This window comes from Methanosphaera sp., assembly GCF_016282985.1.
Taxonomy (GTDB): domain Archaea; phylum Methanobacteriota; class Methanobacteria; order Methanobacteriales; family Methanobacteriaceae; genus Methanosphaera.
The window spans coordinates 1-15,736 of sequence record NZ_JAEELZ010000125.1 but is presented as its reverse complement, the minus strand read 5'-3'; the positions used below and the strand labels follow the sequence as shown (position 1 = coordinate 15,736).

The following is a 15,736-nucleotide window of genomic DNA, read 5'->3' as shown; positions in this document are numbered from 1 at the left end:
TGGTGAGACTCGGGAAGTAACTACTGATAAAGATGGAAAATTCACAGTTCCATTTGATAATGTGGTACCTAGTCAAAACAATATTACAGTAAGTGATGGAAATGATACTGTTGATGTTGATACAGTAGAAGATAAGTTCTTTGTACCAGTATTAGACACTAATATTACAATTGATCCGATTGACGATACGTTGGTTGGTGATGATGTGACTGTTAGTGGTTCATTATGTGATGAGAATGGTAAGGCTGTCAGTGGTGCAGATGTGACTGTTTCTGTTGATGGTGTAAAACAGACTGTTCAAACTGATAAAAACGGTAAATATACTGCAACTTTCCCAACAGATAGTGTTGGAACAAAAGATGTTAAAGTTGAGTATGCCGGAAACGAAAAATATGATAGTGCTAAAGAGGATGCTAAGGCAAATGTACTTCCTAATAATGGTACTTTAAGTCTTGAATTACCTACTGATGCAGTTGTAGGAGAACCTACAAGCATAAATGGTACTTTAACTAATCAAGATGGAAAAGCAGTACCAAATACTCCTGTTAACGTAACAGTTAATGGTAAAGTATATTCAACTACTACAGATGAAAACGGAAAATTCACTGTTCCTGTTGATAATGTAGTAGCAGGTACAAATAACATTAAAGTAAGTGCAGGAAATGAAAATATCACAGTAAAAGATGTTGAAGATACATTTAATGCAGATAAACAAAACAGTATCCTTACAATCGACCCAATTAGTGATGCTAAAATGGGAGATAACGTAACTATAACAGGAAAATTGACTGACGAACGAGGAAATCCAATTAGTGATTCAGTTGTAACAATCACAGTAAATGGTGAAGAATTCAATGTTACAACAGATAGTGAAGGTAAATATGAACTACCATTAACTAATGCTAAAAACGGATTAAACAATGTAAGTGTAACATATGAAAGTGACATTTATAAATCTGCTACAAACAGTACTAATTTCACACTCACTAAAATAAAAACCATAGTAACCGTTGATTCCATAGTCGGAACAGTTGGTGAAAAAATTACATTGGTTGCTCATGTAACTGATGAGAATGGTAATAAGGTCAGTGGTGGAAATCTAGTATTTAAAATAAATGGAAAAACTTTAAGAATGGACGGTCGTTTCGATACAAATGATACTGATCCTATGAAGTTTAAAGTAGTGGATGGTATTGTTACTTACACAATGAATGTTGAGCTTTACTTACGTGCAGGTAAGAATATCACAGCTTCATATAGTGGTTCTTACTGTTATGAAGAAGCAAAAGGTAATGTTGCCAGCGTAGGTATAAGAAAACGTAACGCAGAATTAACAGTTGAAGTTGTACCAAACCCTGCTAAACAAAATTCAGACACAGTATTCATTGTTAAATTGAGGGATGTAACTCCAAATGGAACCAATAAAACTTGTATTACCACAGATGCTGGTTTAATACTTAAAGTAAATGGTATAACTCTTAAAGATGAAGACGGTAAGAAAGTTTATGTTAAAGCAGACAGTACAACAGTAACTTATACTTACCATGTACCAACTGGAATGGCTGGAGTAGATAACAATGGAAACATTAGAAATTATACAGTTGAAGCTGTATATAACAATTCAATGTTCTATCCTGACACTAGAAATACTTCAGTATTCAATGTTCAAAGAAGCATAGTAAATATAAATTTCGAAGATGTAACTGTTAAAAACAATATGTTAAGCGTTAAAGGTACATTTACAGACTATGAAAATGATTTACTTGTTGGAAATAATAAAATCTGTGTAAAAATCAATGGAATAACCTATAAAGAAAACAATGAAACAAAGTACTTCACAGTACGTAATGGAATTGTTGACTTAAGTGGTATTAAAATTGATAGTGGAACGAAAGTTAAATCAGTAACACTTGTTACTGGTGATACCAGTGCTTATTTAAGCGCAAGGGAAACTACAAAGGATATTTCAACAAGTTAATTTTAAAAGGGAATGTATTTTGGAAGTATATTTTACTTCCATTTCATTTTTTCTTTTATAAAAGAACTATTTTTTAAATAATTTTAAGTAATATATCTTAAAAAAACTATTTTTAGTATTGCTTTAAACATTAATATAAACAATTATTTATAATTGTAATTTTACAAAACAAGAAGATGAAAAGTTATATGTTGTATCTTATATAACTTTCATTTAAATCGCTTAAAACAGGAAGCATGTCTCTTTTATGATTGGTGACAAATTCAAAGGTTTTGAATATTATGGTATACATGGCATTTAATTTGTTTTGTTCATCAAGTACCTGTATATTATAATCTAACTTATGGTATTCACTCATTTCAGGATTTATTGTCATTGTGGGTGATATATACTTTTCAAGAACAAATATTATATCTTTACTCACGGATAATCCAACATTTAATGCTTTTTCTATTTTTTCTTTTTTTAACTCTTTGTTTTCATCTAAAAGTTGAATTAATGAAGTATAACCTGTAAAATTCTCAGGTATAAAGTATTCCTGTACTCTATGGCAAGCAAATTCATTTGCTATTTTAAGGTAATCATTTTGTAGAGTTAAATACCATGCAAAGGATTCAATGTATAAACTTTTTTCAATATTTAGTAAATGCATTATTGATTGTTTGATAATTTCATTAAACAGGTGGTGGGATAATTCATGAATTATTGCACCTGGAATCATGTTGTTGGGTGTATTTCTATTAATAAATATTTTATTGAATGAATAATAACTGAATAAGTTTAATTGGGCATTGGTATTATCATACTGAACTCTAGCATATGGTTTGGATATTTTAATTAAATGTTGGACATTTGGATCTTCTGGAAAAACTTGATAATTTTCATTACCAATATCAATTATATTGTTTAAAATTGAATCATATGCGGTATCAGTTAGTGGAATTTTTTTTAACAATTCTAAGTTATCAGAACTAAAAAGTTTGTAGAAATCTTGAAAATTATTATTGAAATAAGAGTAATTTCTAAGTTCTTCTTCGCATTGTGAACATTGGTTTGAATTAATTTGATTTTCATGTCCACAGTTGTTGCATATGACTTTATTGTTCATTTTTTAATCTTCCTTAATTATATATACATTTAATTATAGAGTACTTTGTATATATATTTTCATATGTGGTATTTTGAAAAATTAACCTTTTTCTATTATTCTATATACTGTGTGTTATGTACATAATATAATTAAAAAAAGATATATAAATTATAACTATTCATATAATTAAAATTATACTTGGTTAAATTAAAAATATGGAATTTATTTAGCATATATTTGGTTATAAAAATAATTTAATATAGGTAAATGATTATTATAAATTAAGTATAATATCATATATAATGTCCAAAAAATAGTAAACAATTGTTAAGGAAGATAGAATGGGATTACTGGAAGAAATTACTGATTTTTGTGAAAATAATTCAACTTTATATGGTTTTGCAGATATCAGCAAGTACAAGGAAGAAATTATTAGTAAAGATTTATATCCATATGATTATGCAATTTCATTGGGTTTAAGTATAGATGATGAAATCATAAATAATTTGGATAGTGAAAAAGGTAGAATAGCTTATTTGGATGCTTATGTAGAAACTAATAATAAATTAAACGATGTCTCTGAATTTATTGTCAAATTAATTAAGGACAAAGGATATGATGCTCAAGCAGTAAATGCATCATACATTTTACCTGATGAACGATTAGTTGGGGAAGTGTCCCATAAATTTGTTGCAAACTTGGCTGGTCTTGGCTGGATTGGAAAGAGTTGTCTGCTAATTACACCCGATTATGGTCCAAGGGTTAGGTGGGTAACTGTATTAACGAATTTCATCTTGCCAGCTAATAAGGAACGTTTAAAATCTCATTGTGATTCTTGTAGGTTGTGTGTGGATATATGTCCACCCAAAGCTTTTAAAAATATTGAATTCAATGAAAATGAGCCACGTGAATCACGTTATAATGCAAATTTATGTAAAGAATATTTTGATAAACTGGAAAGTGAAGGAAAACCACGTTTATGTGGTTTATGTGTTAAAATATGTCCTTGGGGATTAAAATAAGATTTGAAACAATTATTATTCATAAAAAGAGGTATACAGATGAAAAATCATCTGTTAAATTATAAATTTATTTATAATTCTTCTTTAGCTTTTCTAATTTCTTCTTTAAGAACTTCAACACATTTTTCATCATTTTCATTCATTCTTACAGTACATTCTGCTGTAAGTCCTGCTTTTTCAAGTATTTCAGGTACTAATAAAACTTTATCAACACTTGCTCCTTTATCCTTTAAGAGTGTTGTCGTACAATTTTGGGGACAACCATTTACTGCAATTATTTTGCTTGCTTGTGCAAGATCTATATATTTTTGTTTACCGCCTGCAGTTGCTACTATACAACATATTTTATTTCCATCTTCCTGTGATACATCATATACTGATGCTCTTGCAACTTCTCCTCTAGGATTCATCCCACTACATGCACATAATACTATTTCTTTCATTTTACACTCCTCGTATTATTTTCTTATATTTATCTATTTATTGAACTTATTTTATAATAATGATTATTATCTATTTGAAATTGAAAATACATTTATTTTTTAATTACCAAAAAAATTTTAAAATATTATATTAAATCTATATGTAGATATTATGCAAGATGTAGAATACTATAAACAAAAGGTTATTGATGGTTATAAAATTGATAAAATAGATGCACTAAATCTTTTGAAACTACCGTTAAATGATTTGAAAAATAGTGCAAATGATATTCGTCAACATTTTTGTGGAAATAACTTTGATGCATGTACAATCATCAACGTAAAAAATGGAAAATGTAGTGAGGATTGTAAATTTTGCGCTCAATCAGTTTATAACAATACGGATATTTCATCATTTCCTTTATTAACAAAACAGCAACTTAAATCTAAAACATTGGACATTTATAAAACAGGTTTTAAAAGAATATCCTATGTATCCTCAGGAAGAAAGATTAATGATGATGAATTAAAAAGTATTGGTGAGACGATTAAAGAATTAAAAGATGAACATAAAGATATTAAAATTTGTGTATCATTAGGACTGTTATCAAAAAAACAGATAGAATTATTGGAAGTATCGGGCATAGACAGGTTGCATAATAATTTGGAAACTTCTGAAGAATACTTTAAACAAATATGTACTACACATACTTATGAAGATAAATTAAATTGTTTAAATTTGGTTAATAATGATAATCTTAAGATTTGTAGTGGGGGAATATTTGGAGTTGGAGAAAGTTTTGAAGATAGAATAGATCTTGCTTTAAAATTAAGAGAGTTAAATGTTAAATCAATCCCTATAAACATATTGAATCCTATTAAAGGAACACCTTTGGAAGATTTCACTATTTTGTCAAACGAAGAATTATGTAAGATTGTTGCAATATTCAGATTTATTAACCCTTCAAGTTATATCAGATTGGCTGGTGGAAGATTATTATTGGAGGATTATGGTCGTAAAGCATTCAAGTCCGGTGCTAATGCAGCAATTATGGGGGATATGTTAACAACTAAGGGTGTCCAATATAATCAGGATATTAAAATGATAAAGGAATTAGGTTATCAGATTTCATATGATATTAATTAGTTGTAAAAACAAAGATATAATTATAAAAAAATTATTTAATAATAGGTGATAAAATGAAAGTATTAGGAATAGTAGGAAGTCCTAGAAAAGACGGTAATTGTGATGTATTAGTTAAAGAATTTTTAAATGCTGTGGATGCAGAAACAGAATACATATTCTTAAATGAAAAAGATTTAGCAGGATGTAATGCTTGTATGGGATGTGTAGAAGGAGATTGTGTAATAGATGATGATGGAAATGAAATCATTAAAGCATTACTTGATGCAGATGTATTAGTATTTTCATCTCCAATATATTACGGTCAGATAACTGCACAAGCAAAATCATTTATTGACAGATTCTATCAAATTTCAAGAAACCCGGAAAAATCATTAGAAGGTAAAAAAGTAGTAACAATATTTACACAGGCACAACCTGAAAACGTATTTGGTCCTTATATTGAATCATTTAAAACAATGCCTTTCGGATTTATGGGTATGGAAGTAGTAGGTAACGTAACAGCTATGGGAACTCAACAAAAAGGTGACGAAGAAGAATTACAAAAATACATAGATGAAGTAAAAGAAATAGCTTCTAATTTATAGTTCTTCATTTTTTTAACCTCCCTTTTTTTAATAAGACTTTTTTTAGTGATTTTTATGGATAATTCGGAATTAATTTTAAGTAATATTTTTAATAGAAAAAGTGTAAGAAATTTTACTGATAAAAAAGTTGATAAAGCTGATCTTTTAACAATCATTAAAGCAGGTATGAGTGCTCCTTCAGCATTGAATCTTCAGCCATGGGAATTCATTGTATTTGATGATATGGAAACTATTGACTGGATGGTAAATCTTCATGATTACTCTAAAATGTTTAAAACAGCTACTGCGGGTATAGTTGTATGTGGAAATATGGATAAAACCATTGAAGGATTTGAAGATTTTTGGATTCAGGATTGTTCTGCAGCTACACAAAACATTTTACTTGCCATTGAAGCATTGAATTTGGGTGGAGTATGGTTAGGAATTTATCCTATTGATGAAAGATGTAAAAAATTAATAGATTATTTTAATTTACCTTTAAATATTATTCCGTTTGCTGTTATTGCTTTGGGTCATCCATCAAATGTTGAAAAATCTAAAAATAAATGGGATGATAAAAAATTACATTGGAATAAGTGGTGAAGGTATTTTTATTTTTATTCTTTTTCTAAACAATAATTTTTAAAATGTATTATATCTTTATTTTTTCTATATTTAAAAAATTTATTTTAAATATTTATGATTATCTATATTTTATTTTTATTTGAAATCTTAATGGATGTTATACTTTTATTTTATATTTTTAATATAATACTAATTGTATACTTTAAAGAACTATATATTAAACCGGCATATCGTTTCATACTTTTTATTATATCATGTTATATTATATACTCTCTATTTTTTCAATGATTTTTATACTATTAAATGTATAATTTTTCAATACTGTTTATTCAAAAAAATATATTATTAATGATAATTAGTAGTATAATTTATTTGTTATAATTTTATTCAATAGGTAGTATATTCTAAAATTGATATAATCTTAATGATATTTTTTAGTCTTAAAATTAAGATAAAAATATAAAATTATATGTTTTTTTAAGCAATATTTAAATAGAATATAAACATATATTAAATATAAGAATGAAAATATAACGAGGTGAAAAGTATGGCAGAATTACCAATTGCACCAGTAAAAAGATTACTCAAAAATGCAGGTGCTGCAAGAATCAGTGACAGTGCTGCTGAAGAACTCGCTGCAGAATTAGAAGTATACGGTGAAGAAATCGCAGCTACTGCTACCAAACTTGCAAAACACGCTGGTAGAAAAACTGTTAAAGCAGAAGATATCAAATTAGCTATATAATTTCATATCTTTTACTTTTTTTTATTTATTTTATATTTCAAACTATTTTTATATTTTATTTCTTATTTTGACAATTTTAATTAGATTTTTAATATTTTTTTATAATTCATTTTTCATTAAAGTTTAAATACTATGTTCAATAAAGTATGTATTAGAAAATTATTGTTATAATTTAATCAACAATGTATAAATTTGAACATTAATAGAATTATTTTAATTAAGTGATTATTATGAATTATAAAATAGAATTAACATCTGATGATGTACCTAAAAAATGGTATAATATAAATGCTGATTTACCTGTTCAATTACCAGAACCAAAAAACAGTGAAGGAAAAGATCAACTATCAACATTACCTGATATATTTGTAGGAGAATGTTTAAAACAAGAAGTTACAACAGAACGTTACGTTACTATACCTAATGAAGTAAGAGAATTATATCAGAGATTAGGAAGACCTACTCCATTATGCAGAGCAAAAGGATTGGAAGAAAAATTAAATACACCAGCAAAAATTTATTACAAGAGAGAAGACTCTTCCCCAACAGGAAGTCATAAACTAAACAGTGCAATAGCTCAAGCATATTATGCTAAAAAAGAAGGTGTAGAAAGATTAACAACAGAAACAGGTGCAGGACAATGGGGAACTGCATTATCATTAGCGGCATCATTAATGGATTTGGAAGCAACAGTATATATGGTAAAAGTATCATTCAACCAAAAACCATTCAGAAAAACAATTATGCAGTTATATGATGGAAATGTATATGCTTCTCCAAGTCCAAACACAGAAGTCGGAAGAAAAATCCTTGAAGAAACACCCGATCATCCTGGATCATTGGGTATAGCAATATCTGAAGCTGTAGAAGATGCATTACAAGATGAAAAAGTAAAATATACATTAGGAAGTGTATTAAACCACGTAATATTACATCAAACAGTAATTGGACAGGAAATTAAAACACAACTTGAAATTGCAGAAGAAGAACCGGATACTATGGTAGCTTGTGTTGGTGGTGGAAGTAACTTTGGGGGATCTTTATTCCCATTCATGAAAGATAAAATAGAAGGAAACTCTGATGTAGAATTCTTAGCAGCAGAACCATCAGCATGTCCATCTTTAAGTGAAGGAGAATACAGATACGACTTTGGAGATGAAGTTGGATTTACTCCATTATTTAAAATGTTCACATTAGGACATGACTTCGTAGCACCGTCAGTACATGCAGGTGGATTAAGATACCATGGAATGAATTCACAAGTATCCTTACTTAAGAATGAAGGATTTATTACTCCTAGAACTGTCAAACAAACAGAAGTATTTGCTGCAGGTAAACTATTTGCACAGTGCGAAGGAGTTGTACCGGCACCTGAAACCTGTCACGCAGTAAAAGTTGCAATAGATGAAGCAAGAAAATGTAAACAAACAGGAGAAGAAAAAACAATTGTAGTAAACTTCTCCGGTCATGGATTACTTGACTTCAAAGGATATGAAAGTTTCTTAGATGGTTCTTTAGAAGATTCTTAGACATATAAATAACATCACCACCACACCCTATTTTTATTTTTTTTTCCTCATTACAAAGTTACTAATAATCAGTTTAACAAATTAAGATTAGGTGAATGTAATGGTCAATAACATTAAAATCCGAGGAGCAAAGGTACATAATCTAAAAAACATTGATGTGGATATACCTTTAGGTAAGATAGTTGCTATAGCTGGAGTTTCAGGAAGTGGAAAATCATCTTTAGCTCTTGGAGTACTATATGCGGAAGGTTCTAGAAGATACTTGGAAGCATTGTCAACATACACTAGGCGTCGAATAACACAAGTTGAGAAAGCAAAAGTGGATTTAATAGAACACGTTCCGGCTGCTCTAGCTTTACATCAAAGACCTAACATTCCCGGAATAAGAAGTACCTTCGGAACTTCAACAGAATTACTTAATTCACTAAGATTATTATATTCAAGATGTGGAAATTACATATGTCCTAACGGTCATTTAACCGAAGCATCCATAAATGTTTCAAGAGAATTACCAATCAAATGTCAGGAATGTGGTGAAGAGTTCTATGGTTTGGGAGCAGAAGAATACGCTTTTAATTCCGATGGAGCATGTCCGAAATGTTCCGGTACAGGAATAATGAGGGATGTAAATATAGATTCATTGGTTTCAGATGAATCGTTAACATTAGAAGAAGGAGCCGTAGAATCCTGGAAAATGTTTGGGATAGCCTGGATGTACAGGATGGCAGGAGAGTTAGGTGTCAGAATAGATGTTCCTTTTAAAGATTTGACTGATGAAGAAAAAGACATTATATTTTATGGAAAACCAGTTAAAAAATACATTGCAATTCCATCAAAGAATGGTAAAATGTTTGACTTAAATTGTGAATATAGAAATGCAATTAAAGCAGTTAAAGAAGCACTAAATAATGCAAAATCTGAAAAAGGACTAACAAGAATTAACAAATATCTGGAAATAAAGGAATGTGATGAATGTCATGGTTCCAGAATTAATAAAAGAGCAAATTCAACACTTTTAAATAATTTAAACATAACTGAAGCTTCAGAAAAAACATTAGATGAATTGGTGGAATGGTTAAAAATAAGCATAGAAAAATTACCAAAAGAACTAAGATCTATTGCGGATGCCATTTATGAAGAATTCAGTGATAATGCAAATAGTTTGATTGAATTGGGTTTGGGATATTTAACTCTAAATCGTCCAAGTTCAACATTATCAACTGGAGAATTGCAGCGTGTTCAACTTGCAAGAACAATAAGAAATCAAACTACTGGAGTATTATATGTATTAGATGAGCCATCCATTGGTTTACATCCAAATAATATCGATGGTTTAATACATGTAATGAAAGAATTGGTAGAAAACGGCAATAGCGTAATATTGGTTGACCATGATACCAGAATACTGGAAGTGGCAGATTATTTAATAGAAATAGGTCCTTCATCAGGGGTGGATGGAGGAAAAATTATTGCTAAAGGAAGTATTGAGGAAATAAAAAATAACAGCAACTCATTAATCGGTAAATATTTATCACATGAAGAGAACATATTGGTTCGTGAAAAAGTTTCAAAAGAATCATTATATGATGAAGGATCAATCCAACTTTCAATGGGTCCTATACATACAGTAAAAGAATTAGAGTTAAGTATTCCAAAGGGAAGATTTTCGGTAATAACCGGTGTATCAGGAAGTGGAAAAACAACACTGATATTGGAAAGTTTATATCCTTCAATAAAAAAATCTTTGGAAAATGAAAAAATACCGGAACATATACATTACATTGAATATGACAACATCAATAAAATTCATTTGATTGATGCAACACCCATTGGAAAGAATGTAAGAAGTACAGTAGCAACATATAGTGGAATTCTTACGGATATAAGAAAATTATATGCAAATCTTGAAGAATCCAAAGAAAATAATTACACACTTAAAGATTTTTCATACAATACTGGAAAATTAAGATGTCCTACATGCAATGGTACCGGTCAAATTAGTATGGATATCCAATTTTTACCTGATGTAGAAATAGACTGTCCTGATTGTGATGGTTTAAGATATTCCAAAGAATCTGAAAGCATAAAATACGATGGATTTTCTATAAAAGATCTTATGGCATTAACTATAGATGAAGCAATAGGTGTATTTTTACATAAAACAAAAATTGAAAACAAATTAAGAACCTTGTCTGATATGGGTTTGGGTTATCTGACATTAGGTGAATCAACACCTGCATTATCTGGTGGAGAAGCACAAAGACTTAAATTATCCTCTCATATTGGTAAGAATCAGAAAAATGCAATGTTTATTTTTGATGAACCAACTATAGGTTTACATCCTATAGATGTGAAGAAATTAATCAAAGTATTTGATAATTTAATTAAAAATGGTGCTACAATAGTAGTAATTGAACATGATTTGGATCTTATTAAAAATGCAGATTATATTGTGGATATGGGTCCTGATGGTGGTTTAAACGGTGGTGAAATCGTAGCTAAGGGTGTGTTGGAAGATATTATTTCATCAAAAAACAGTAAAACCGCAAAGTATTTATAATTTTTTTAAAACTAACTATTTCTCTTTTTTTTATTTTTTAATATGATTTAAAGGGTTATGCTAATCATACCAATTATTTTAAAAATTTTCTTAAAAAGTATATTATATGAACTTCATATTATATTATATCTTAAATAATGAATGATTTAAAAAATTTAAAATAGGATTGAAATTTCATGAAATTCAACAAGACTCATTACTTTTTAATAACCATGTTATTGTTTTTCCTTATTTTTTCAGTTGGATTAACCAGTGCAACAGAAGTAAATAATCAAACAGCAATGGTTATTAAAAGTAATCAAACATCAACGTCAAACAATCTCATTAAGAGGGACTTGAACGAAAGTTTCCAAAATCAATATAATAAAACACAAAAAACAGCTAGTGGATATACTTATGTGAATAGTAAATCCGACGGAACATCTGATGGACAAACAAAAAGTCAACCAACCACATTAAACAAAGCAATCGAATCAGCCAGTGATAATCAAATAATCTATCTAACAACAAACGATCAACAGGATATATATAAATTTACAGATACAATATATTTAAATTCTGATAAACATAATTTGACAATTATCGGAGAAGAAAATAAAGAAATAATATTTGATGGACAAAGAAGTTCCCAATTATTTGATATATATTCAACTTCATTAACACTCAAAAATATTAAAATTACAAATATCTCCAATTATGGAGCTATATATGCATATAATTCAAATATAACTTTAGAAAATTGTACTATAAACAATAATAAATATCAGATAAATTCAGATATTTTGGAAATGTATTCATCAAATTTAATTATAAAAAATTCAATTATAGAAAATAATAATGTTAAAGGATTAAATTCATTAGTAGATGTTTCTAATGGAAAATTAACAGTTGATAACTCTATTATCCGTAATAACATTATGGAAAACAAGGGAGCTATTTCAACACAACAAAGTACTAACATTATACAAAATTCACAATTCATAAATAACACTTCACAAAAAACAGCATCAGCATTATATACAAAAAATTCAGTAAACACAATTAAAAATTCTAAATTTAACAATAATTATGGAAAAGAAAGTGGAGCATTATATCTACACGATTCAACTTCAGTAATAGATAATTCTCAATTTATTGGTAATACTGCAAATAAATTGGGTGGAGCCATATTACAATTAGGAAATACTTCTTTAACAGTAACAAAATCTTCATTTACAAACAATAAGGCAACATATGATGGTGGAGCAATTTATTCCATACAATCTAAAGTTACAATCAAATCAACAATATTTTCAGGTAATAAAGCAAGAAATGGTGGAGCTTTATACTTGGGAAACAACGTTAATAATATAATTTTATCTGTTACAGATAATTCATTTTTAAGTAATGAAGCAACATCAGAGGGAGATTCAATTTGGTCAAATCATGATATAACTATAAAGAATAATGTATTTTATTCAACAAGAAAAAATAATTGGATAAATATAGAAAAAGATTCAAATTATAATCTTAATGAAAACTGGTGGTCATCTAATACACCTGACTTTAATGTAATTACAAATGGGATTATACCTACTAGTTGGAGATTAATGACTTTAACCAATAAGACAAATGGAAATACTAATGTCATTACCGTATCATTAAATAAACTTAGTAATTCATCCACAGTATCATATTCGATACCTTCAAGAACAGCTAAATTCACGGCAAATAATGGTAGTTTTTCTCAGTCATCCATGGCAATAGTTGATACTATATCAAATAATTATGTGGGTAACTCAAATAATATTAAAGTAACTATTGATAATCAAGAATTAACAGTAAATATGAAATTAGATGCTTATCTTAGTATCAATAACATTACAACTACTTTAGGTAGCAAAGTTAATTTCACAATTTATTCAAATCAAAACATCAACTCTAAAATAACTTTAAATGTTAATAATGCAACTTTAACATCACAATTAACAAAAGGAATTGCCACTATTGCTTATACAATTCCAAATACTTGGAGAATAAATAATTATACAACATCCTTGACATTAACTTCGGATAATAATTATTATTCAAAAACAATTAAAGGATATTTGGATGTTCAATCAGCAACTGGTAAGTTAACTATTACACCAATCAATGCAAAAGATTTATCATTAGCGTCTTCAAATTTACCTGCCGCTTATGATTTAAGAAATCAAAGTCTGGTTTCAAGTGTTAAAGTACAAAGTGGTAGTGGAAGTTGTTGGGCATTTACATCTTTAGCTTCCTTGGAATCTGTGTTACTAAGAAAAACTGGTGTGGAATATGATTTATCAGAAAATAATGTTAAAAATATTCTAAAGAAATATTCCATTTTGGGCGATGCATCAGGTGAACCTAATTCGGGAAATAATGATTTAGAACCAATCAGTTATCTGGTTGGCTGGTATGGTCCAGTATTGGAACAAGAGGATAAATATGATTCAAGTAGTATTATTTCACCAATTATTGATTCATCATTCCATATTCAAGATGTTTATATAATTCCGGAAAGAAAAAATGCTACAGACAATGAACTTATTAAACAAGCAATTTATAACTATGGGGCAGTATCCACAGGTATTCATAGTCCTAGTGGTAAAAATAGTTACTCAACAAGCAGTAATATTAATCACGGTGTAACTATCGTAGGATGGGATGATAATTACAGTAAAACAAATTTCAGTCCTAATCCTCCAGGTAATGGTGCTTTTATAATTAAAAATAGTTGGGGAACAGGTTCCGGTGAAAATGGATATTATTATATTTCATATTATGATATTACTATAGGATCATTATGTAAATGTAATGATTCATCTAATGAACAATTAAATTATGTTGTTCTAATGGAAAATAAGGATAATTATACTAATATTTACCAGTATGATACAGTAGTTAATGCATTGGATACATATAGTAATTTTGTTGCTTACAAAAATATTTATACCGCTACAAAAAATGAAAATATTGCTGCTTTCGGTAGTTATTTCTTACAAAAATCTAACTATCATGTAGAAATAAAAGTTAACGGAAAATCAATTTATACACAAACAGGTACAGTAACATTACCGGGATACAGAACAATAAAATTAAATAAATATGTTTCAGTAAATGAAAATGATGAATTTGAGATAATACTTAAAATCAACAGAACAAATACTGGACATAATTATATATTAGTACAATATGCTGATCTATATCATTCTCCTATTAAAGAAGGTAAATCTTTCCTGGAATATGATGCTGATGATGGTGATTGGATTGATTTATATGATTATGAATGTGTTGCACCTTTAAAAGTGTATACTAAAGATGTTCCAACAGTTTCATCATCTATCGTAAAAAATAGTGATTGTACTATAAACGTCACTACAAATGTTAATAATTTACAATCTAAGGCTTCAGTTTATTATTTAATTAATGGAGAAAAAGTAACAGAAAATGGAAAGGTTGTTAGTACAACTCTAACAACAGATTCAACGTTTACTAAAAAAATAAATGAAGGTGTTTATTCAAATAGATATACTTTAACAGTAGTATATTCAAGTGAAAATTATGAAATAAAACAATCATTTACTATAACAAATTCTTTACAAGCCACTAAAATAACAGTTACAGCTCCAAGTACTGTTAAAATAGGAGATACAATTACAATTACTGGAACATTGTCTCCAACAGAGTCATTAAAAAATCATAAAGTTACAGTAACAATTGGAACTAATATATTTTCAACTACAACAGATTCAAATGGTAAATATAGTTTAAATTATACTACAAAAACAGTAGGTTCATATGATATTAAAGTAAAATATGGTGGAAACTCACAATATGGAGAATCTACAAATATAACTAAACTAACTGTATATACATTGACAAAAATAACATTAAATAATATATTAACAGTTCAATACTCAGATAATGTGGTTATTGGTGGTAGTTTTAAAGATGCTAGTGGTAATGCTTTGAGGTATACTGCTGTTGTTGTTAGTGTGAATGGTGTTAGTGGTTATGCTAGGACGGATGGTAATGGTGTCTTTAGTTATTCTTATAAGACTAATCGTGTTGGTGTGAATAATGTGG

At 28.5% G+C, this 15,736-nt stretch carries 11 protein-coding genes; 9 read left to right on the top strand and 2 right to left on the bottom strand.

Features of this window, described 5'->3' with window-relative positions:
• Positions 1-1,978: Ig-like domain-containing protein (locus QZZ11_RS07655; RefSeq protein ID WP_292474989.1), on the top strand; the 1,978-nt coding region annotated here is incomplete at its 5' end.
• Between the two features lie 184 nt (positions 1,979-2,162).
• Here QZZ11_RS07655 and QZZ11_RS07650 read toward each other — a convergent pair.
• Positions 2,163-3,086: a hypothetical protein gene (locus QZZ11_RS07650; RefSeq protein ID WP_292474988.1), complete on the bottom strand. Its 924-nt coding sequence runs from the start codon at positions 3,084-3,086 to the stop codon at positions 2,163-2,165.
• Between the two features lie 323 nt (positions 3,087-3,409).
• Between QZZ11_RS07650 and QZZ11_RS07645 the strand changes: the two genes are divergently transcribed.
• Positions 3,410-4,090 carry a 4Fe-4S double cluster binding domain-containing protein gene (locus QZZ11_RS07645; RefSeq protein WP_292474987.1) on the top strand — a complete coding sequence of 227 codons (681 nt, stop codon included), beginning with the start codon at positions 3,410-3,412 and terminating at the stop codon, positions 4,088-4,090.
• A 71-nt stretch (positions 4,091-4,161) separates the two neighbouring features.
• Here QZZ11_RS07645 and QZZ11_RS07640 read toward each other — a convergent pair whose 3' ends face one another.
• Positions 4,162-4,533 carry a putative zinc-binding protein gene (locus QZZ11_RS07640; RefSeq protein ID WP_292474986.1) on the bottom strand — a complete coding sequence of 124 codons (372 nt, stop codon included), beginning with the start codon at positions 4,531-4,533 and terminating at the stop codon, positions 4,162-4,164.
• A 151-nt stretch (positions 4,534-4,684) separates the two neighbouring features.
• Here QZZ11_RS07640 and bioB point away from each other — a divergent pair, with 151 nt between their 5' ends.
• The 7 genes from bioB to QZZ11_RS07605 form a co-directional block, all read left to right on the top strand.
• Positions 4,685-5,659 (top strand): biotin synthase BioB, encoded by a 975-nt coding sequence (gene bioB, locus QZZ11_RS07635; RefSeq protein ID WP_292474983.1) that lies wholly within the window; start codon positions 4,685-4,687, stop codon positions 5,657-5,659.
• A 53-nt stretch (positions 5,660-5,712) separates the two neighbouring features.
• The gene (locus QZZ11_RS07630) at positions 5,713-6,243 is read left to right on the top strand and encodes a flavodoxin family protein (RefSeq protein ID WP_292474981.1); all 531 of its coding nucleotides are present in this window, start codon (positions 5,713-5,715) and stop codon (positions 6,241-6,243) included.
• Positions 6,244-6,297: 54 nt separating this feature from the next.
• Entirely contained in the window at positions 6,298-6,825 is a 528-nt protein-coding gene (locus tag QZZ11_RS07625) for a nitroreductase family protein (protein WP_292474979.1), read from the top strand.
• A 529-nt stretch (positions 6,826-7,354) separates the two neighbouring features.
• The gene (locus QZZ11_RS07620; RefSeq protein ID WP_292474978.1) at positions 7,355-7,552 is read left to right on the top strand and encodes a histone; all 198 of its coding nucleotides are present in this window, start codon (positions 7,355-7,357) and stop codon (positions 7,550-7,552) included.
• A 230-nt stretch (positions 7,553-7,782) separates the two neighbouring features.
• A complete protein-coding gene (locus QZZ11_RS07615) occupies positions 7,783-9,081 on the top strand; it encodes a TrpB-like pyridoxal phosphate-dependent enzyme (protein ID WP_292474976.1) in 1,299 nt (432 codons plus the stop codon).
• Between the two features lie 100 nt (positions 9,082-9,181).
• The gene (locus QZZ11_RS07610; RefSeq protein WP_292474973.1) at positions 9,182-11,641 is read left to right on the top strand and encodes an excinuclease ABC subunit UvrA; all 2,460 of its coding nucleotides are present in this window, start codon (positions 9,182-9,184) and stop codon (positions 11,639-11,641) included.
• Between the two features lie 176 nt (positions 11,642-11,817).
• Positions 11,818-15,736 (top strand): C1 family peptidase (locus QZZ11_RS07605; protein WP_292474971.1); only part of this gene is annotated, 3,919 nt, incomplete at its 3' end.

Excerpts from the sequence above, each read along its gene's own strand:
- bioB (WP_292474983.1), top strand. The coding sequence starts at position 4,685 with ATGCAAGATGTAGAATACTATAAACAAAAGGTTATTGATGGTTATAAA.
- QZZ11_RS07620 (WP_292474978.1), top strand. The coding sequence starts at position 7,355 with ATGGCAGAATTACCAATTGCACCAGTAAAAAGATTACTCAAAAATGCA.
- QZZ11_RS07625 (WP_292474979.1), top strand. The coding sequence starts at position 6,298 with ATGGATAATTCGGAATTAATTTTAAGTAATATTTTTAATAGAAAAAGT.
- QZZ11_RS07650 (WP_292474988.1), bottom strand. The coding sequence starts at position 3,086 with ATGAACAATAAAGTCATATGCAACAACTGTGGACATGAAAATCAAATT.
- QZZ11_RS07645 (WP_292474987.1), top strand. The coding sequence starts at position 3,410 with ATGGGATTACTGGAAGAAATTACTGATTTTTGTGAAAATAATTCAACT.
- QZZ11_RS07615 (WP_292474976.1), top strand. The coding sequence starts at position 7,783 with ATGAATTATAAAATAGAATTAACATCTGATGATGTACCTAAAAAATGG.
- QZZ11_RS07630 (WP_292474981.1), top strand. The coding sequence starts at position 5,713 with ATGAAAGTATTAGGAATAGTAGGAAGTCCTAGAAAAGACGGTAATTGT.
- QZZ11_RS07610 (WP_292474973.1), top strand. The coding sequence starts at position 9,182 with ATGGTCAATAACATTAAAATCCGAGGAGCAAAGGTACATAATCTAAAA.
- QZZ11_RS07640 (WP_292474986.1), bottom strand. The coding sequence starts at position 4,533 with ATGAAAGAAATAGTATTATGTGCATGTAGTGGGATGAATCCTAGAGGA.